The sequence below is a fragment of the uncultured Thermanaerothrix sp. genome (genome assembly GCF_938028735.1).
Lineage (GTDB): Bacteria > Chloroflexota > Anaerolineae > Anaerolineales > Anaerolineaceae > Thermanaerothrix.
In genome coordinates, this window is the sequence record NZ_CALIMF010000001.1 from 26172 (window position 1) to 45584 (window position 19413).

Annotated in this window: 20 protein-coding genes; 9 read left to right on the plus strand and 11 right to left on the minus strand. The window is 57.0% G+C overall.

Translation table 11 applies throughout. The annotated features are described in order from the left end of the window. The first annotated feature begins 81 nt into the window (after nucleotides 1-81). The 3 genes from greA (at nucleotide 82) to lexA (ending at nucleotide 3026) form a co-directional block, all read left to right on the plus strand. A complete protein-coding gene (gene greA, locus Q0721_RS00115) occupies nucleotides 82-546 on the plus strand; it encodes a transcription elongation factor GreA (RefSeq protein ID WP_299024028.1) in 465 nt (154 codons plus the stop codon). 93 nt (nucleotides 547-639) lie between these two features. Next, a complete protein-coding gene (lysS, locus tag Q0721_RS00120) occupies nucleotides 640-2157 on the plus strand; it encodes a lysine--tRNA ligase (RefSeq protein WP_299024031.1) in 1518 nt (505 codons plus the stop codon). A gap of 161 nt (nucleotides 2158-2318) precedes the next feature. Then, nucleotides 2319-3026 (plus strand): transcriptional repressor LexA, encoded by a 708-nt coding sequence (lexA, locus tag Q0721_RS00125; protein WP_299024033.1) that lies wholly within the window; start codon nucleotides 2319-2321, stop codon nucleotides 3024-3026. A gap of 17 nt (nucleotides 3027-3043) precedes the next feature. Here lexA and Q0721_RS00130 read toward each other — a convergent pair whose 3' ends face one another. Genes Q0721_RS00130 through Q0721_RS00155 form a run of 6 tightly spaced genes read right to left on the minus strand, consistent with a single transcriptional unit; the run spans nucleotide 3044 to nucleotide 8323 of the window. Then, nucleotides 3044-3388: a hypothetical protein gene (locus tag Q0721_RS00130; protein WP_299024035.1), complete on the minus strand. Its 345-nt coding sequence runs from the start codon at nucleotides 3386-3388 to the stop codon at nucleotides 3044-3046. Nucleotides 3389-3396: 8 nt separating this feature from the next. Then, nucleotides 3397-4713, minus strand: coding sequence for an extracellular solute-binding protein (locus Q0721_RS00135; protein WP_299024037.1), 1317 nt, complete (start codon nucleotides 4711-4713; stop codon nucleotides 3397-3399). Nucleotides 4714-4724: 11 nt separating this feature from the next. Continuing rightward, a complete protein-coding gene (locus Q0721_RS00140) occupies nucleotides 4725-5723 on the minus strand; it encodes a M42 family metallopeptidase (protein WP_299024038.1) in 999 nt (332 codons plus the stop codon). A gap of 25 nt (nucleotides 5724-5748) precedes the next feature. Continuing rightward, complete coding sequence (locus Q0721_RS00145) at nucleotides 5749-6804, minus strand: hypothetical protein (RefSeq protein WP_299024041.1); 1056 nt, start codon at nucleotides 6802-6804, stop codon at nucleotides 5749-5751. A gap of 2 nt (nucleotides 6805-6806) precedes the next feature. Further along, nucleotides 6807-7871 carry a hypothetical protein gene (locus Q0721_RS00150; protein WP_299024043.1) on the minus strand — a complete coding sequence of 355 codons (1065 nt, stop codon included), beginning with the start codon at nucleotides 7869-7871 and terminating at the stop codon, nucleotides 6807-6809. 32 nt (nucleotides 7872-7903) lie between these two features. Next, nucleotides 7904-8323, minus strand: a complete 420-nt coding sequence (locus Q0721_RS00155) for a hypothetical protein (RefSeq protein ID WP_299024045.1) — start codon at nucleotides 8321-8323, stop codon at nucleotides 7904-7906. Between the two features lie 176 nt (nucleotides 8324-8499). Here Q0721_RS00155 and Q0721_RS00160 point away from each other — a divergent pair, with 176 nt between their 5' ends. Beyond that, complete coding sequence (locus Q0721_RS00160) at nucleotides 8500-8988, plus strand: histidine phosphatase family protein (protein ID WP_299024047.1); 489 nt, start codon at nucleotides 8500-8502, stop codon at nucleotides 8986-8988. A 9-nt stretch (nucleotides 8989-8997) separates the two neighbouring features. Here Q0721_RS00160 and Q0721_RS00165 read toward each other — a convergent pair whose 3' ends face one another. The 4 genes from Q0721_RS00165 to murJ form a co-directional block, all read right to left on the minus strand. Beyond that, nucleotides 8998-10875 carry a cellulase family glycosylhydrolase gene (locus Q0721_RS00165; protein ID WP_299024049.1) on the minus strand — a complete coding sequence of 626 codons (1878 nt, stop codon included), beginning with the start codon at nucleotides 10873-10875 and terminating at the stop codon, nucleotides 8998-9000. 61 nt (nucleotides 10876-10936) lie between these two features. Continuing rightward, nucleotides 10937-11686: a SagB/ThcOx family dehydrogenase gene (locus Q0721_RS00170; RefSeq protein WP_299024051.1), complete on the minus strand. Its 750-nt coding sequence runs from the start codon at nucleotides 11684-11686 to the stop codon at nucleotides 10937-10939. Beyond that, entirely contained in the window at nucleotides 11686-12312 is a 627-nt protein-coding gene (locus Q0721_RS00175) for a GNAT family N-acetyltransferase (protein ID WP_299024053.1), read from the minus strand. The genes Q0721_RS00170 and Q0721_RS00175 overlap by 1 nt, the downstream gene beginning before the upstream one ends. Then, nucleotides 12309-13943, minus strand: coding sequence for a murein biosynthesis integral membrane protein MurJ (gene murJ / locus Q0721_RS00180; protein WP_299024055.1), 1635 nt, complete (start codon nucleotides 13941-13943; stop codon nucleotides 12309-12311). Before murJ ends, Q0721_RS00175 begins: the two co-directional genes overlap by 4 nt. Nucleotides 13944-14020: 77 nt before the next feature. Here murJ and Q0721_RS00185 point away from each other — a divergent pair, with 77 nt between their 5' ends. The 5 genes from Q0721_RS00185 to Q0721_RS00205 are packed head-to-tail and all read left to right on the plus strand — an operon-like array spanning nucleotide 14021 to nucleotide 18208. Next, nucleotides 14021-14722, plus strand: a complete 702-nt coding sequence (locus Q0721_RS00185; protein ID WP_299024057.1) for a rhomboid family intramembrane serine protease — start codon at nucleotides 14021-14023, stop codon at nucleotides 14720-14722. A gap of 25 nt (nucleotides 14723-14747) precedes the next feature. Then, nucleotides 14748-15605, plus strand: a complete 858-nt coding sequence (locus Q0721_RS00190) for an ATP-dependent Clp protease proteolytic subunit (RefSeq protein ID WP_299024059.1) — start codon at nucleotides 14748-14750, stop codon at nucleotides 15603-15605. Between the two features lie 40 nt (nucleotides 15606-15645). Then, nucleotides 15646-16605 (plus strand): helix-hairpin-helix domain-containing protein, encoded by a 960-nt coding sequence (locus tag Q0721_RS00195; RefSeq protein WP_299024061.1) that lies wholly within the window; start codon nucleotides 15646-15648, stop codon nucleotides 16603-16605. Continuing rightward, nucleotides 16602-17573, plus strand: coding sequence for a hypothetical protein (locus Q0721_RS00200; RefSeq protein WP_299024063.1), 972 nt, complete (start codon nucleotides 16602-16604; stop codon nucleotides 17571-17573). Before Q0721_RS00195 ends, Q0721_RS00200 begins: the two co-directional genes overlap by 4 nt. 26 nt (nucleotides 17574-17599) lie before the next feature. Further along, a complete protein-coding gene (locus Q0721_RS00205; RefSeq protein WP_299024065.1) occupies nucleotides 17600-18208 on the plus strand; it encodes a hypothetical protein in 609 nt (202 codons plus the stop codon). 87 nt (nucleotides 18209-18295) lie between these two features. On the opposite strand, the gene Q0721_RS00210 is transcribed toward Q0721_RS00205, so the two are convergent. Continuing rightward, nucleotides 18296-19396, minus strand: coding sequence for a hypothetical protein (locus Q0721_RS00210; protein WP_299024067.1), 1101 nt, complete (start codon nucleotides 19394-19396; stop codon nucleotides 18296-18298). Nucleotides 19397-19413: the final 17 nt, after the last annotated feature.

Sequence of the window (19413 nt, forward strand, 5' to 3'; positions counted from 1 at the left end):
GCTTCCTGTTATTTAACTCTGACAACTTGGCTTCGTAATACTCCCAACTCATAGGATATAGAAACCGAAAGGGAAGATGCCATGCACAATACATTCCTGACCCGCGAAGGCTATAAAAAACTCCAGGAGGAACTTGAGTATCTCCGCACCCAGCGTCGCCAAGAAATTGCCCAGCGTTTGCATGAGGCAATGGAGGGCGGTGAACTGATTGAAAATGCCGAATACGAGGCGGCAAAGAATGAGCAAGCCTTTGTCGAAGGGCGCATCAAAGAACTGGAGATTCTGCTGGCCACGGCGCGCATTGTGGAGGAGGTTCCGGCAGCCGATACGGTTCAAATCGGATCGCGGGTGACGGTGCAAGAGGAGGGTAGTGACACCCCTGAGGAATATATCATTGTCGGTGCCGCTGAAGCCGATCCAACAGTGGGTAAGATCTCGAACGAATCACCTCTAGGCAAGGCTTTGCTCAATAAGAAGGCCGGTGATGTGGTTCAAGTTGATGCGCCGGCGGGATCGCTGACTTTCCGAATCCTCAAGGTAGAGTAAAAGATGGGGTAGCCCAGAGCGCCCCGCCCGCAGCGCAAAACCAAAAGGGCGGGGCTTTTTTATGAGCCGAAACTTTTTTAATGAGGGTTGACAATGGAATTATCTGAACTGGAAAAAATACGTCTCAAGAAAGTCTTTGAACTGCGTAACAATGGGATTGAACCCTATCCCACGCGGGCCAATCCCACCCATTCTTCGCAGGAGGCTATTGCGGCCTTTGAGGCCGCGGAGAGGCAGGCTACTTCAGCGCCGGTGGAGGTAACCCTGGCGGGGCGCTTGCGTGCCATTCGCCCCATGGGTAAGGTGATTTTTGCCCATATCGAAGACGGCGCAGGGCGGATCCAGCTTTTCTTCCGCGTCAATGAATTGGGTGAGGAGCAAATCCGCCATTTTGTTGATTATTATGACCTGGGCGATTTTGTTGAGGCCAGCGGAGTGATGTTTCGCACGCGTACCGGCGAGGTGACCCTGCATGTGCACCGTTTCCGCATGCTGGCCAAAGCCATCTCGCCCCTACCTGCGGCGAAGGATGAGGTTGTGGATGGCCAGGTCATCCGCCATGCTACGTTGAGTGATCCTGAACTGCGCTACCGCCAACGTTATGCGGATCTGGCAGTCAATCCGGAGGTACGTGAGATCTTTCGCAAACGGGCGGCTATTGTGCGCGCCTTGCGAGAGTTTCTAGATCAGCGGGGCTTCCTGGAAGTTGAAACTCCGATCTTGCAACCTATTTACGGCGGTGCTGCAGCACGGCCTTTTGTAACTTATCACAACCAACTCAAACAGCAACTTTATTTGCGCATCTCGTTTGAACTCTACCTGAAGCGTTTACTGGTAGGGGGCTATGAACGGGTATATGAGATTGGGCGTGATTTTCGCAATGAAGGGGTTTCGTTCAAGCACAACCCTGAATTCACGCAACTTGAGTTCTATATGGCTTACGCGGATTACTTAAAGGTCATGACACTGGCCGAGGAGATGTTGGCTTACGTATGTGACCGCGTCCTAGGCACGCGCCAAGTGACCTTCAACGGTCATGTTATTGATTTCAATCCTCCCTGGCGGCGTATTTCGCTCCGTGAGGCATTGATCGAAGCGGTAGGGATTGACATCGCGCAACATCCCACGACCGAGAGCCTGGCCGAGGCCATGCGTCAGAAGGGCCTGGCGGTAAAACCCAATGCCCCTCGGGGCAAGTTGATCGAGGGCCTATTGGGTGACTTTGTTGAGCCCAATCTGATCCAACCCACATTTGTTTATGATTATCCACGCGATATTTCGCCCCTAGCCAAGAACAAACCCGAGGATCCGGACACGGTGGAGCGCTTTGAGGGTTACGTGGGAGGCATGGAACTGTGCAATGCCTTTACCGAATTGAACGACCCCCTGGAACAGGAGAAGCGCTTTCTGGAAATGGGGCGCACTTATGAGGCTGATGACGAAGACCGCCATCCCATGGATGAGGATTATCTGCGGGCAATGGCTTATGGCATGCCGCCAAACGGGGGGTTTGGAATGGGGATTGACCGGTTGGTTATGCTCTTGACCGATCGTCGTTCCATACGCGAGGTGATTCTTTTTCCACACCTGCGCGAACGCGAGGTTGAGTAAAGCGGGGTCTGCACACTCGGGGGACGAAGAGGAAATAACATCTCGCCCCCGAATCTTAAAAAACCCCGCGATGCTTGACATAGAACATTCGTTCATCTATAATAAAACTAAATTTGTGAATAGAACAGGCGATCCATAATGCTGCCCAGGGAGGAAGGGCCATGGTCAAACCTAGAAACGGGCTGAGCGAGCGCCACAAGCGCATTTTGCAATTTATTGAGGAATATCGCCACCAAAACGGCTATTCCCCTTCCATTCGCGAGATTGGGGATGCCATTGGTGTGGCATCCACATCTCTGGTTAACTATTACCTAGATCAACTTGAAGACTTGAAATATATCCAGCGTGATCGTTCCATCTCACGGGCGATTCGCGTTCTGCGTCCGCTGGTGGAAGGCAACGGCCGGCGAGGCAATGTCTTGCCAACTTTGCGCGAGGATTTTCTGGCCTTTCCTTTGATTGGGCGTATTGCGGCCGGCGTTCCCTTACCCGCCGTTCCTCAGGAAATCACCGAAGATTATGAGATGATCCATGTTGCCACCAGTGATTTTCCGGCCCGTGTACCCCGAGAAAATGTGTACGCGCTGGAAGTTCAAGGTGATTCTATGATTGACGCGCTGATTTACGACCGGGATATTGTCCTTGTGGAATACGCACAGGACGCAAATAAGGGCGACATGGTGGCGGTATGGTTTGATGATACAAATGAGACTACGTTGAAGTATTACGAGCCCGAATATGATCGCTATGGCCGTTTGCGCAGTGTGACCTTACGGCCTGCTAACCCTACCATGCAACCTATCAAGGTGGAAAATCGCCCGCTCCGAATCCAGGGCAAAGTGGTCATGGTGATTCGCAAATATCGCTAGTAACCAAGCAAGCCCTTTCAGGGCGTAGGGGGATCATCATCGTGCCTTCGGCGCAGAATGACGCTCAGTGTCCCGCCGATGACAATCAGCACCAGGATGGCGCTGCCCAGAATGATACCGTTCGTCTGGGTGGTGTTCTCCAGGAATTCGGGGGGCAAGGGGGTTACCAAGGGTTCGCTTTCATTTTGCATGACCACTGGTGTAGGGGTATCGACGAGGGTGGGGGTCAGTGCTTGTGGTGAGGCCGCAGCAGGCGGAGTTGGAGCCTTCCAGGCCTGCGCACCGATGAGAAAGGCCAGGATCAGGAGAAAATACAGGCCAAAGCGCAAAAAGGAAGAGAAAGAAGGAGGAAGAGGTCTCATTGTGGCATTCAGGGGCGGCGAAGTTGTTCCACAGCGGCCGTTGCTGCCGTGACCGGATCGGCTTGTTGCTTGAGCACTTGTTGGGTAGCAAACGAGAGCACTGGGCGTAGACTATCCAGCGCCGGGTTAGGGGGAGGGATGCGAGCGCTCAGGATGATCTGGCTGAGAGCGTCACGGAGATTGGCATCGCTCCAAGCATTCAGGACGCTCAGCCGGGTGGGCAGGTAACCCGCTGCCTGTGACCAGGGCGCCAGGAATTCTGAAGCACTTAGGTAAGCCGCCAGACGCACGCTGAGGGTGCGCCGTTGCGGGTCGGGGTCGGCAATGGCCCACATCCATCCGTTGGCGAGGGTGTAGGAATTGCCGCTGAGGGCTGGAATTGGATGAATGACGGCATCGGCGGGTAGATCTACGAGGTAATTGCTGCTCCAGGTGAGTGCCCCGTCTGCACGACGTTCCAGGAAAGTCTGCCAGACCTGTCCATCGCTCTGTAGCGTAGTGATCCAGTTTGGGAAGACCCCCCGGCGTGCCGCTTCGGCATAGAGGGTAAAGACCTGCTCCAGGGGCTCTTGCTCCAAAGTGGGCAGCCCCTGACCATTCTGTACCTTTCCCCCGGCCCCCAGGTAGAGTACCAGCGTGGTCAGGGAGTCATTGCCAGCAAAAGCAATCGTTCGCCCGCGGGCAAGCAGGTCCTCCCACGAGGTGGGCGGTGCCCCTAGCATTGCCGGGCGATACACCAGAGCATAGGCATCCCCTGCAAATGGCAGGCCGTAAAGGCGCTCCTGGAGCGTGCCCAAGCTGCGGGCATAACCTAACCAATCCTGATCCAATCCTTGGGGAAAGGCTTCGTCCAAAGAGTAGATCAGGCCCTTGAGAGCCGCATTTTCTAAATCGGCGCGGTTAAGCGCAATGACGCCGGGCACAGCAGCAGGTGCAGCGGCTGAGGCTGCTGCCAAGGAATCCAATAATCCACCCGGTCCGCTGCTGGTTTTGACGCGTACCTTTACAATTACGCCCGGATTATCGCTCATGAATTGGATTAAGCGCTGCCGGAGTAACTGCGCGGCCGGGGTTTCGTTGGCCGGGTCCAGCTGTGGAGGCAGCCACAGGGTAATGACGGCCGGTGCCGCTGCGGGGGGCGATGCGGTTGGAGTGGAGGTCAAGTTAGGTGTGGGGGTGGTCGGCAGGAGTGGAATTGGGCTGGCCGTTGGTTGGCCGACTGGCCCTGTCCAGGAAAGGCCCTGGCAGGCAATTAGCACCCCCCCTACAACCGCGGTTATAACTCGGGCGATCCAGTGTCGTAATCTGGAATCTGCCAGTTTCATCTGTAAGGCACTCAGGCCAGATTTACCGGTTGCGAAAGTAAAGCCACCAACAGCGCGACTGCGTTCTGCACGTCGTCGTAATCCACCATCTCGGATGGAGAGTGAATATATCGGCAGGGGATAGAAAGACAGCCCGAAGGCACGCCGGCACGGGTCAGCTGGATGGCACGTGCGTCGGTGCTGCCGGCTTCCAGAACCTCCAGTTGGTAGGGGAGATTGGCCTTTTCGGCTGTCTCCACCATCCAACGCACTACCCGTGGATCGGCCAGCATGCCACTATCGCGGACTTTGATGGCCGGCCCTTTGCCCAGCGCGACGGCCATCTTGAGGCCTTTGGGCGTATCGCCGGTAAGGGTGACATCCACCGAAAGCCCCAGTTCGGGGTCTACCCCAAAGGCGGCCGGGGTGACGCCGCGTGTTCCCACTTCCTCCTGGGTGGTGAAAACCAGGTAAATCTCGTTAGGGGTATCGCCTAGGCGGCGCAGGGCTTCGATCTGGATGGCGCAGGCAATGCGGTCATCCATGGATTTAGCCACCAGGCGCTTGCCCAAGTCGAGGAATGGACGCTCGAAAGCGGCCACATCACCGACCTTGACCGGACAATCCTCCCTGCTGGTTGCGCCCACGTCAATAAAGAGCCGATCAAAACTGTGGACGCGCTCCATACTATCAAGTTTCTCACCGCCGATGACGCCGCGCACGCCGTTGACAAATTGCACGCGTCCGCCCAAGCAGGTATGGGGGCGCACCCCGCCGATGGTCGTAAAGCGTACAAATCCATCCTCTTCAACATGAGTGACAATGACGCCGATCTCGTCCATGTGGGCGGCGGTCATGATGCGTAGCCCGCCTTCGCGCTTCTGCCCTTTGCGGACGATCAGGTTGCCCAGGGCATCCACGCGCATCTCATCGGCGTAGGGGGCTACTTCTTCTTTGATCAACTCACGTACGGTCTGTTCATACCCCGAGGGGCCAATGGCTTCAACTAGTTTGCGAATTAGGTCTTTCATGGTGTCTCCTTGCGGGCAAAGATTTCTAACGTTCGGTGCTTAGAGCTTCGGGGGTGAGGGCATGAAGGGCCTGAGTCATCAGGTAGAGGGTGTTGGCCCAATCTTCAACGCGTGCAATGGCTACTGCGCTGTGGGCGTGGCGGATCGGTACGGAGACCGATACGCTGGGGATGCCCGTCCGCTGGCGATGAATGGCGCCGGCGTCGGTGCCCCCACCGCCGGGTTGGCGAATTTGATAAGGGATGCGGTGTTCATCGGCTACCCGGAGCAAGAAACGCACCAAGCGGGGGTCGGAGAGCGTAGTGCCATCGGCCACGTAGATCGCTGGGCCCTGGCCCAAGCGGGTGTTGTAAGCCGTGTTCTCGCTGCCATCCCAAGTGGGCAGGTCGTTAGCAGGGGTGGCATCGAGGACGAAAGCCAGGTCAGGATCGAGGGCGTAGGCCGCTACCCGTGCGCCGCGTAGGCCAATCTCCTCTTGCACGGTGAAGGCGGCCTGAAACTCGAGGTGTGGCGGCGCTTGGCGCAGTAATTCGATCAGCGTGGCGATGCCCAGCCGGTCATCCAAGGCTTTACCCAGCAGGCTTGGGCCCACTCTCTTGAGAGAAGTAGCAAATACGGCGCGATCCCCCGGCTTGGCCTTTTTACTTCCCTCTGGCCCTAGATCAATCCGCAGGCTCTCGGTGGCAATGGCTGATTTGCGTTCTTCAGGAGTGGTGAGGTGGATGGGGCGGGCACCAATTACGCCTGGCAGATGGTCTTTGCCCACCCAGACCGGTTTCCCAGGTAACTGGCGTGGGTCAATGCCGCCGACGATCTCAAACTTGTAGAGGCCCCCTTCCTCCTCATCTACAATCATCAAACCCACTTCGTCCATGTGCGCAGCCAGCATGACCCGCAGGCAGGGTTGTTTTTGGGCGTGCTTGATCGCTAGAACATTGCCGAGTGCGTCTACCCTGACCTCATCTGCCAGTGGCTGCACGGTCTCAAGGATGATTTTGCGCACTTCGCCTTCATCCCCGGAGACTGCGCAGGCATTCGAAAGACGTTCAAGCAAGTCGAACGGCAGGTTTTGGGTTTCCATGATCAATCTTCCCAGCGGATTTTTTCGATGAAATCGGCTTCTAGGCCGGTGATGAACTCAGCTAGCAGGTGCCCAGTGCGTTGAATATCTTTGAGTGAGATGACCTCGACTGGGGTGTGCATGTAACGTAGAGGGAGGCTCACCACCATGGTGGGAATGCCTTCTGCAACGACTTGCATGGCAAAAGCATCCGTGCCCGAATGGCGCGGCATGACCTCAACAGTGTGGGGAATATCCAGACGCTCAGCCAGATTCTTGAATGCCTTGAAGAGCGCTGGGTGGATGTTAGGCCCCCATCCTAGGACTGGGCCCTTGCCCAACCCAAAGGCGCGGTAATCACTGTTGACCCCCGGCCCACGGGCGAAGGTCACATCCACGGCAATGGCCAGATCGGGGCGCACACTGAAGGGCGAAGTAAACCCTCCTCCCAGTGTTTCCTCTTCTTGCACGGTCGCCACTGCCCATACGTCCCAGACGTGCTGACGGCGTTGCAGTTCCTGCAGGCAGATGGTGAGCGCAGCGACCGAGGCCCGATTATCTAGACTGTGGCCGGCCAGCGTTTCGCCAGTAAGTTCAAGCGGAGGCTGGGCGAACGAGACCAGATCGCCCACGCGCACCAGAGCCCTGACCTCCTCTGCCGGTAGGCCGGTATCCACAAAGAGGTACTCTATATCAACGGCGCTTTTTTCTCCCAGGTGGGGGGGGAGCAAGCGAGGGGAGGGTTGCAGAATTACGCCGGGCAGGTCACGTCGCCCGTGCACAATGACCGGTTGCCCTGGCAGGATGCGCGCATCTACGCCACCCACTTCGGTAATACGGATGAATCCATCTACTATCTGGCTGACCATGAGTCCAATGGCATCCATGTGTGCAGCAATGAGCAGGCGCGGGCGAGGTTCGGGGCCCTGACCACGGCGCAAGGCGTGGAGGCTACCCAGTGGGCTGACCGTGATCTCATCAACCCACGGGCGCCAGGCTTCGGCAATGGCTGTGCGCACAGAGGTTTCGTAGCCTGAAAGCCCGGGTAGCGAAATCAAATGCTTGAGAAAATCTTTAGTGTTGTTCATAGTTTTGTGAGCATATAATTCAGAATTTTTTTTCAGGGGGTTTCGGTTAGAGTTGGGATAGGGGAAGGCGATGGGGGCAAAGGCGTTGGAGTGGAGGTCGCCTCCGGCGTTGGGGTAGATGTTGGAGTGCTCGTGGATGTAGGGGTTTCCGTGCGCGGTGGCGGGGTGAAGGGAGTGAAGGTGACCGTTGGGGTCCAGGTCTGGGTGGGCGTTTCAGTGAGAGTTGGGGTGAAGGTCTGGCTGGGCAGGGTGACCGTGGGGGCAAGCGTGCCGGACGAGGTTGGGGTCAGGGCTTCCAGGCTGGGGGTGGCAGATGGGGTTGGGGTGGTCTGGACAATGCGATTGCCAATTTGGAGGATGATAAAGCCAAGGCAGTAACAAGGAAGCGTCGCCAGAATGATGAGCAACAGAACAGAACGAATGCGTTTACGCCGTTCGAGGGATGAAGCCATCGAGGTTGCCTCCAGCGCTTTTCATCATAACACGGGGCTTGACTGATGGCAAGATTGCCTTTGGAGGAGAATTTGACCCGATGAAGTCCATGGGCTGTGTTATACTTTTATACGTTGGCAAGTTTTGCGGGAAGGTAAGACCGAACCCTTATGCTTCGGTGGAGGAATTTGAGGGAATGAAGACTTTATTGCTGATGCGTCATGCTAAATCCAGTTTCAAAGACGGCAGCGTGCCCGATTTTGAGCGTCCCTTGAGCAAGCGAGGAGAAAAGGATGCCCCACGGATGGGGAAACTGCTGCGTGAAAAAGACCTGGTGCCGGATTTAATTATTTCCTCCTCAGCGTCGCGGGCCAAGGCGACGGCTGAACTGGTGGCCGACAAAAGCGGTTACAAGGGAGATATCCTCTACGTTGAAGATTTGTACCTAGGTGAGCCGGCAGCATACCTGGAAGCCTTGCGCAACCTCGATGATGAAGTGGAGACCGTTCTGGTGATTGGGCACAACCCCGGCCTGGAAACCCTGCTTCAGATCCTGACCGATAAGGTTGAATCGCTTTCGACGGCGGCAATTGCCCACCTTGAGGTGCCGCTCCGCACCTGGAAAGCACTGGATACGACGGTCATTGCCACCCTCAAACACCTCTGGCGGCCACGCGATTTGTAAGGTGTGGCGTCAACGCCGGGTAATTTCAATCTCGTGAATCGGATGGGAGGGGGCAGGGTAGTACCGCACGATTTGGCGGGTTGGATCGGTCTTATAGGTTCCATCGGAAACCCTCACTTCGAAGCCATGAGGGTAGTGAAAGGCAGGTGTGAAAATCTCCGTAGGGGCGTCCAGGCCCGGCATGTGACGGAAGGTGTAATGGAAATGCCCGCTACGGTAATCAAATTCCAGGCTTAGCGGCTCGCCGGCGGTTCTGATTGGGTAGGGGCGCAGGATGGCTTCTAAAGCCCGTCCCCCCGAGTACACATCCTCTGGTCGGGTTTGCTGATCGCGGCTGAAAATGGAAAGATCCTCGTCGTTCCACAGATCGCCGTGGGTGTTGGTGTTATCGGGGGTGTAATTCCACAACGTGTAACTGAGCAGGTTATCTTCCATGGCGCGCAAGGTGCGATCCATTGCCTGGGCATGTGCGCTGAAATTCCCATCCCGAAAGGCGCGCTTGTCGTCGAGGTCAAAGGGTATACCGCACTCGCCGATGATGACGGGGACATCGCCCAGGCGTTCGCGTGCATGACGCTTGAACTCGGCCAGTTGTTCGGCAAAATTACGGCGGAGGAAAGGCCAAAAAACCACCTTGCCCCGTCCACGCGCGTCGTAGGCTAGCCAAGGGAGGAAACGTTTGGTGTAAAGGACAAACCCATCGTACCAGTGAGGGGCATACACAAGCCCCGTAGGCCTTGGGTTGGTCCAGCGCGGTGGGGGCTGGTTGACTTCAGGCTCGACGAAGATAAGTGCCTGGGGATGGACGGCGCGCACAGTCTGAATGAAAGCCTCGTAGAATGGAAGCAGGCAATCTTGCCCAAAGTCAACTCGCCGTCCGTTAATTTGTGTGAAGTAATTCGGGCGTAATAGGCGGGGTTGGCCACCCGAGTCTACATCCCAGACCCCATGCTGGCGCCAAATGCATTCCCGATCTGCGCGCCAGGCGCGTAATCCTTGGGGGTCAATGCGCTCGCGCCGTACTACGCGGCTACCCAGGATGCTGGTGTCGAACACATCCACTTCCTGGGGATACCCCGCTCCCAGAAGCATGGCCTGGAAGGGGGTAGGAGTAACTCCCTGGTGGAGCAGACCATTGTGACGGTTAATGTCCGGCCAGCCGATGTAGCCGGGGAGAGGTTCATTCATAATATCATAGCCGATGACATTGGGCAGGTGGGCTAAGCGCTGGGCTAGGCGTTGAGCAGCCGCTAGATAGTGCCGTTGCAAGTAGTCTTGAATGTTTTCACCCTCTACAATACAGCGAGGAGCAAAAAGGCGCCCCCCGAAGAAAAGGGTAAACATGGTTGCCGCGGCCAATTTGGTGGCGTTCGTCGGCCAGATCATGCGTGGAAAAGGATCGCCGTGGGTGGCGTGCACAATGGCAGCGCCTGTAGCAGCAAAGTGACGCATCTCTAGTCCGGCCACTTCCAGTGTCCAGCCTGGTGCACCGTCTCCGCCGCTGAAGCGGCTCCACACATCCTGGTGAAAATCTACCACCACCTGAATATCGTAGGTGAGGGCTTTCTCCACCACGGTTGCGACATAGTCCAGGTAGGCCTCATCGTAGAGGCCGGGCCCGGCGTGTTCAATGGCTTCCCAGGTCACCAAGAAGCGCACAAAGGCCAGGCCCCATGCGCGCAAGCGGGCCCAGTGCTCATCGGCCTCTTCCAGTGGGAAGGGGCGCCCAACAAAAGAGACTTCCCGGTGCTCAAAGAAACCCTCCCGACGATACGTTGCTCCATCAGGAACACGGGGCACCTTACTACTACCGCTCACATTGACACCGCGCAACATAAGCACCCGCCCGGTTTCATCCTTAAACCAGGGACTGTCAGTCAGGATCATCTTCCACCTCCCTGCTGTTGATTTGTGCCCGATTATACCCTGGTGGCAGATCGAGCCTGCTCTATCGTTCGGGACGTGGAGCGCGCTTGCCTACTGTGGCTGCGTAAACCACAAATGCAGTACGTCCATCCAAGTTCAAGGTTGCATTGAGTACTGTGTCGTCGAAGGCGCCGATGGCGCACACACCACATCCCAAGCCCTCGGCGGCCAGGTAAAGATTCTGGCACACGTGTCCGGCATCTAAGAAAAGGTAGCGCAGCCCTCGTGCACCGTAACGCCAGGTCATGCGCTCGACGGCAGCGACCCAGAAAAAAGTCACCGCCGAATGGAGGACGTGTTCCTGCTCGTAACAGGCGGTGTAAAGGCGTAGCGCAATGTCGGTTTCTGTCTTATAGGGCACCAGAGCGTGGCGCAGAGCCAGGTAGCGATAAACGCCCTGCCCAAGCCCGGAAACGCGGTTGATCAAAAGGAGGGTTTCAAACGCATGGCGTGCGCCAGCAGAAGGCACGGTGCGCAGAGTAGCCGGGCGCTTGGTCACCTGGCGTACCCCCTGGGTGGCCCAGAGCAAAAGCGCCAGTTCCTCCAGCGCGAGGGGTTGATCAGCATAGTGACGTAAAGTACGCCGTTGGGCCATAATCTGCCAGAGATCGGCCGGTGGCGGCTTCAGGGTTTCCATCGTGGGGAGCGGAATGAGGGTAGTTTGGGGATCATACGGCCATTCTAACGGCGGCTGAGACAATCCCTGCTGTTGGGCTGTTTCACCCACAGATTGTGTGAGTTGGAGAGCAGTCAACACCTCTTTGGGGATCATTAGAGGCTCCTTTTGGTGAGAAATTTGACCATGCGAAAATAATAGGGCTGATGCCCATGCGTGGGCTGGGCAATGAATCCACTCTTTTCATAGAGACGAATGGCAGCGAGGTTATCGGCGGCCACTAAGAGGGCGATTTTGGAAAGGCCGGCGGCATTGGCCAGGCGTTCGGCAAACATCAACAAGGCGCTACCAAGACCCTGGCGGCGAACGTCCGGGTGAGTAGCGAGGTGCGCCACGTAGAACTCATCTGGGCGCGCTTCGAGCGTAAGAGAGAATCCGGGCCGGGCTAGTAAGTGCGTCCCTCGTCTTATTAGTTGCCAGCGTTCGTTAAATGAGTAGGCTTGAAAGATGCAGGGCACCAGTCCTAGGCTGAGGCGTAGCAAACGACGTCCCGGGAAGGCCATCAAGAGCCCCGCTGGGATGCCTCCAACCTCGGCAATGTAGCCAACCTGGTAACTCATACGGTGACCGGGTGAGATGAAGAATATCCCCAAGACGTGCCTGAGCCGCTCCGGTGAGCCCAGGCCGAAGATGTCTTGGCCCAAGTCTCCCAGCGTACTAGCCAGCAAAGGAACTGCCAAGGGCGCATCTTCCGGTTGGGCGGGGCGGATAAGGGGCTTCATGGCGTGGGGGCCTCGTGCTTAGGGCGTAGACGATGATAGAGCCAGCGCATTAGCATTTGACTTTCGGGGGTGCGCAGCAGCCATAACCCTAGCCCGTATAGCCCTAGGCCCAGTCCCAGCGAGAGGAGGAGGAGCAATGCATGCCCCACGCGGCCCCCTCCCATCTGGAGCCAAGCGGTAATTCCCATCCCCATCCCTAGTGTGGCCAGGGTGCCGCGTCCCAAGGCGTCCCAGAGCGGGCGCAAGGGCAATCCGGCCAGGCGGCGGCGCATGAAATAAAGTAGCCCCAGCATCTCTAAAAACGTAGCCAGGGAATTGGCCAGGGCTAAGCCACCATGAGGCATCCAGCCAATTTGGCGGAACAATTGGGCAAAAAACAAACTCAGGCCGATGTTCAGGCTCATGGCGATCACGCCAATAGCGACTGGAGTGCGGGTGTCGTGGAGCGCGTAGAAGGCCCGGCTGAGCACCTCTACCATGCAGTGGCCGACCAGCCCGGCGGCGTACCACAGCAGAGCCCACGTCACCATGGCGGTAGAACGTGCGTCAAAAGCCCCACCCTGATAGAGCAACACCACTAAGGGCTGGCGTAGCAGAATTAACCCCAGGGTGGCGGGCAGAGCCAACAATAGCACTCCCCGTAGGGTAGAGACGAGGGAGGTGCGCATTTCGGCATATTCACCACGTGCGACTTGTGCGGAAAGGATCGGCAGAGAGGCGATCCCGGCGGACTGGGCAATTGCCATTTGAGGGACGAGCATCAGGCTGAACGCCAGCGCAATGGCGGAAACACTGCCCTCAGGAAGGCTGAGAGCAATGATCGTATTAACCACAAAATTGAGTTGCACCACCGCTACGCCGAAGATGCGCGGCCCCATCAGGCGCAGAACCTCGCGCACGGCGGGCAAACGGCGGCCCAACGTCAGGACGAAATGTCCGCGCAGACGCCCAAGGGTGGGGAGTTGCACACCCAAGTGGAGGCACGCTCCCAGGACAGCCCCCCATGCTAGGCGGTCAATGCCCCAGTCGCGGGGAAAGACCAGTACTCCCAGAATCATTCCAATCGAGTACATCGCCGGTGCAATGGCTGGCACCCAGAAGCGCTGATGCGCGTTGAGAATGCCCATGACCAGTCCGCTAATACCAAAAATAGGCACAGTGAGCAGCAGAATTCGCAGGAGGTGGGCGGTCAGGGCTTCCTGGCCGGGGTCCTGGCCAGGCGCCAGCAGGAATAACCCATGCCGGACTACCTGAGGCGCAGATAATCCCACCCCGGCACTGACCAGGCTGAGGATGAGCACCAACCAGTTGAAAATGGCCGAAGCCAGCCGCCAGGCCTGATCGCGCTGTTCTTGGGTGAGCAAGGCCGTAAAGGTGGGAATAAACGCCGAACCAAGGGCACCGCCTGCCATCAGGTTAAACAGCATTTCGGCGACTCGGTTGGCCGCATTAAACGAATCCAGTGCTGCGCTGGTACCAAAGGCGCGGTAAATCAGGATGCCCCGCACTAACCCCATCAAATTGCTGATCAGGAAGGCCAGCATGACGGTTGTCGCGGCGCGGGCGATGCGCCGGTTGGCCTGAGCAACACTGACTGAGGCCTGATTGTGCATCGGACATGATGATAACACAAACTGCTACCCTTTGAGAGCGGCGTTTGGGAGGCGGTCTATGTATAATTAGCCTTAGGTGACCTTATGGAGGTGATATGTTTCCTATCAAGGATACCATTCGCTCGCGTTCGTTTCCCATCGTAAATTGGACTCTTATTGTCCTTAATGCCATTGTTTTTCTATTCATTGAACTAAACCTTTCGCCGCAGGGGTTAGAACGATTCATCTACACCTTTGGCCTGGTGCCGGCACGCTTTTCTTTGATCAATCCCATGACCTGGTATCCCTTACTCACCCACATGTTTTTACACGGGGGGTGGTTGCATTTTCTGAGCAACATGTGGACGCTCTACATCTTTGGAGATAACGTAGAAGACCGTTTAGGCTCAGGGCGTTATCTAATTTACTACCTGTTGGGCGGTGTGGTGGCTGGCCTGATCCAAATGTTCCTCGGCGGAGCGCCCAATATACCCTCTATTGGTGCCAGTGGTGCCATTGCGGCCGTTCTGGGGGCTTATTTCCTTTTCTTCCCCCATGCTCAGGTGATCACATTTGTGCCAGTGTTCTGGATGCCCTGGTTTGTCAATATCCCGGCGGTGGTGTACCTGGGGTTCTGGTTTATCTCGCAGTTGTTCTCAGGAGTGCTGGCGCTGGCACTGCCGGCCGGTGTAACCGCGGGCGGCATTGCTTGGTGGGCGCATATCGGTGGGTTTGTGTATGGGTTGGTCATGGCGCGTCCGTTTAGTTATCGCCGTCATCATCGCCCATGGTACCTGGATGAGTATTACCCTTGGTGAAGAATCCTAATTTCAAGGAGGCCCTATGGATCTGCTCAACTTGTTTTGGCTCTTCCTGATTATTTCCTCGGTTGCTCCGCTATTTCGTCAAAAGATCATTGAAACGAGTCGCCTGCAATTGATGCGGAAACTGGAAGAGAAGCGTGGCTCGCGTGTGATTGCTCTGATTCATCGTCAGGAGAGCATGTCATTTTTAGGATTCCCCATTGCACGGTACATCGATATCCAGGATTCGGAACAGATCCTGCGCGCAATTAAGATGACGGATAACCATGTACCGATTGACTTGATTCTGCACACACCGGGTGGATTGGTGCTGGCGGCTGAGCAGATCGCCAATGCGCTCGCCAAGCACCCGGCCAAGGTCACCGTTTTTGTCCCCCATTACGCCATGTCGGGCGGAACACTGTTGGCGTTGGCAGCAGATGAAATCGTGATGGACGAAAACGCTGTTCTGGGACCGGTAGATCCGCAATTAGGGAATTACCCGGCGGCATCCATTCTTAAGGTACTGGAAACCAAGGACCGTAACCAGATTGATGATGAGACCCTGATCCTGGCGGATATTTCGCAAAAAGCCATTCAACAGGTGAAAGCCACCGTCAAGCGCATTGCCTGCTGCCATTATCCGGAAGAGGTGGCGGAGCGTCTGGCCGAAGAATTGGCAACCGGGCGTTGGACGCATGATTACCCGATCACAGTGGAAGAGGCGCGCGAACTGGGGTTGAAGGTGAGCACAGACATGCCAGCAGAGATCTATCAGTTAATGAATCTTTATCCCCAGGCTGTGCAGCGTCGCCCCTCGGTGGAATACATTCCTGTTCCTTATCCGTCACGGCCGGGAGTGCCGGGGCGGGCTCCCCAGGGCAACCATCATGGGTAACAAGTGCTTTGGGTTGGTTTATGGATGAGAGGAGGGCACAATGAGCGATGAACGAGTCTCATTCAGGGTGGTGGACCTTAACCGGGATCCGCCGGAGGTGTTGGAGCAATTGCCGGGAGTTGGTCCCGCCCTGGCCAGGCGCATTGTAGAAGCACGCCCATTTACGACCCCTGAGGACCTGGTGCGGGTTAGCGGCATTGGGCCGGTTTTGCTGGAGCGTTTACGCCCCTATCTTACTGTCTCGCCCCTTGAGGGGGCTGAGGAAGAGGATGTAGTAGAAGAAACTGCTGGGCCAGTGACAAAACCAGAGGATGAGGGGGCAGAGCCACCTTCGGAAACGGTGGCCGCGGATCTGAGCGTTTCGACTGTTCAGGCTGAAATGGGCACTCCGTCCCCTGTGATGGAAAGTGTGAAAGAGTCCTCTGCGGTTGCCCCGCCAGTCCTTCCGTTGGAAGCGGAGGGAAGTGGCGAAAGCGTGTCCGTAAAAACCCCCTCGCAGCGCGGCATGCCGGAAGCGGGCGCCCCCGCCACTGCTGAGGCCGAAAAGCCGGTCACCCGCCGCGATTTGACAACCTGGGTGGTGGGGGGCAACCTAATCACGCTGTTCTTGGCACTGTTGCTGGCTTTGCTCTTCCTGGGCTTGATCAATGGGACGTTGCGCTTTGTCTCGATGGCGCAATTCCGTCAGTTCCAGGCGGAGACGGCGCTCTTAAGTGAGCGGGTGGACCGTCTGGAGAGCAACCTGGAGGCAGTGCGTACGCGGGTGGACGCATTAGAGGGCTTGAGTAGCCGGGTCAGTGGGTTGGAGAACGAAACGGCAACATTGAAGAGCGCACTTGATGAGGCGCAAGCCGATATTCGGGCCATCCAGACGCTGGTTAAGGGATTTGATCAACGTCTGGCGGCGGTTGAGGCAACCAGCGCCCGTTTCGAACGCTTTCTGGAGGGACTGCGGCAACTGCTGACCGAGACTCAGGCCCCAACGGAGGGAGGGCCATGAGCGCGCCAAACTCGCCGTCATCAAATGGTGTGGGACGAGCGATTCGGGCGTTCTTGAAAGCCGTTCTGCGCTTGTTACTGGTCATTTTGTTGGGGCTCATCCTCGGCGCCGGCCTTTATGCAGGTGGGGTGGTCCTCTATCAGCGCGCCATCCTGCCAGCCGAGGAGAACGCGGCGCGTTTAAATGCACTGGAGACCGAGCAGGCAGGACGTTTTGCCCTGATCAAGGACCAACTGGCCACTCATGAGGCCCAGTTGCAGACCCAGCATGCGGTTGCCTATGAGATGATGATGACGTCTACCCTCCAACTGGCTACCCAATCCGTGCGTCTGGATGCTTTAGAAAAGCGGGTGTACTATATGGGAGAATTGATCGGGGAACTGGGAGAGGACACGGATTGGCTACGCACTCAAGTGGCTGTCCTCGGCACTTCCCTGGTAACATGGGAGGGCCGTCTGAGCACCCTGGAGGCGCAGGTTGAGCAAAATCGTTCGCTGGTCTATGAGTTGCAAGCGATGCGCGCGGCCAGTCATGTGCTGCGCGCCCGTCAGTACTTGGCTGCTGGGAATTACGGCTTGGCCAAGAGTGAGATTGCCCAGGCGCGCGAACGGCTGATCGACCTATGGAAGCAGGTGCCAGCAGCCCAACAAGCCACTGTCCAAGCCTGGCTAGAGCGATTACAGCTGGCCGAGGCCAACCTGCCCGATCTGCCGGTGCTGGCGGCTGAGGATTTAGATATTGCTTGGCAATTATTGCTGGCAGGTTTGCCGCCCCTTTATGCCACCCCCACGCCGCTACGCACATTGGCTTCCCCGCCTGGGGTCATGCAGTCGCTGGGAACGGTCACTCCTACGATATCGGCGGGGACGCCGATACTTCAAATGACGTCAACACCTACACCCGCCTTTGGGGCAACTCCAAGCCCTACGCCTGCACTTTCCCCCACACCGTCCCCGCAAACCCCTTAAGCGGGAATCTATCTCTGGAGGTTCCGATGAGTACATCCTCTGAATCGTTTGAAGAAACCCCCACCACTTCGGTTGAAGGGATGACCGAAACCGCTGCGGGCGGTGAAATCCCTGAAGCGGTGACTGAAAAGCCGCCGCGCCGCTGGTGGCAAAAGGCTTTGACCTGGTTGCTAATCGTCCTGCTGGCCTTTGTGGCCGGCTTTGGTGTGGCCTTTTTTGCCCTCTACTTTCCCCTTCAGCGTGAGGCTACCAGCATGCGCAATGAGTTGAGCGCGCTGCGCCAGGATTACGAGAAGGCTAGTGCCGAATTGGAGACCCTCCGTGCGGATTACCAGCGGGCGCAGGAGGCTCTGACTAGCGGACAACTGGATATGGTGCTGAGCCGTTTGATCAGTAATATCAGTTATGCGCGCCTCGCTCTGATTACCAAAGATAACCTGACCGCACAGCAGGAATTGAGCGCTGCAGAAGCGCGCCTAAAGGATCTCGAGCCATTACTGAACGACCCCCAAACCATGCAAGCGCTGCAGGAGCGCTTTAAGACCATTCGTAATTCCCTCACCAGCAACCCCAACAAAGCGCTGGAAGAACTCCGATTGTTGAGCGAAAACCTGGCGCGCATTCGGATGCGCTAGCACCTCCCGTCGGCATGGCTTAATCGGATGACCCTGGTCATGCCAGGGTCATCCCCATTTCCAGCAGGGAATTGTCAGGTTTCGGGGTTAATAGCGTAGGAAAGCCCCGATCATTCCGGCTTTCTCGAATTCGGGATTATGGTGTACCACTTCCACGTCACCCCCGCCACGCATCACCCGGCTGACGGCAAAATCCACCGCATCGGCGATCTCGTGCATCTCACCTCCGCAGGCGGGGCAGGTGGTCTGCTGGCGTGAGGTCAGGTAACCACATTGGGTGCAGCGATAAGCCGCCTGTCCAAAACCCTCCAAGATGACCAGGGTGCTCACGCGGTCCTCATTGACCGCTTGGAGGGTGTTTTCTAAACCGATCACTGCGCCACTGTTTTTGGCCGCTGCAGTGATCAGGTCTTTGATCAACTGATTTTCGCGTTTGGTTTCGGCCTCCTGACCGACCTGCATGGCCTTAGCCAGCACCTCGGCATGGCTGGCTGTCATGTTCATGGGAAACGTGCCTACAATTAGACTCTGCCAGGCCTTGGGGAGCAAGGAACGGAAGAGCGCTACGTTGTCTTCAGTTCCTCCAATAAGGATGCGGCGGACGCGATTCTGTTCGAAGAACGCGACGGCAAAATCCGCCGCTTCTTTCATGTTGCGTTCAATCACCTCATCTACATGCTTAGTGCGTCCAGCAATTCCCCCCCGTGCCCCGGGCAGGCTGGAAGCGCCGCCGTGCTTGGTGCGTTTGACCAGTTCGCCAACGATGCCCTCTTGCTCGCGCAATTCACCCAGGTGGAAGTGAAAGAGTCGCGCCCCTTGCTTATCCACCAGCACCACGCCGTAACCGCCGTAGGAATCCAGCAAGTCGGCCAGCACACGCACGCTGGGGCGATCACTGACATGTACGAGGTCGCGCACCGGAATGGCCAAGGAGTAAGCCCGAAAGAACCCCTGTGGTGCACATGAAAAAACGGCTACACCACGGCCGCTCCAGTCGTATTCCTGCATGATGTAGCGCTCAACGGCCTCTTCATCCTGCGGGAGATCCACTTTTTTAAGCATGTTGCGCAGGCGCAACCGGTAGGAGTCTTTGTTCCCCAGGGTGGGATCAGTGTTGAGGTAAACGCTCAACACAGGGTGGGGCGAGGTGAATTTAAGTAACTCCCGCACATCCTGATCGGTTAACATGGCATCCTCCTTGTTAA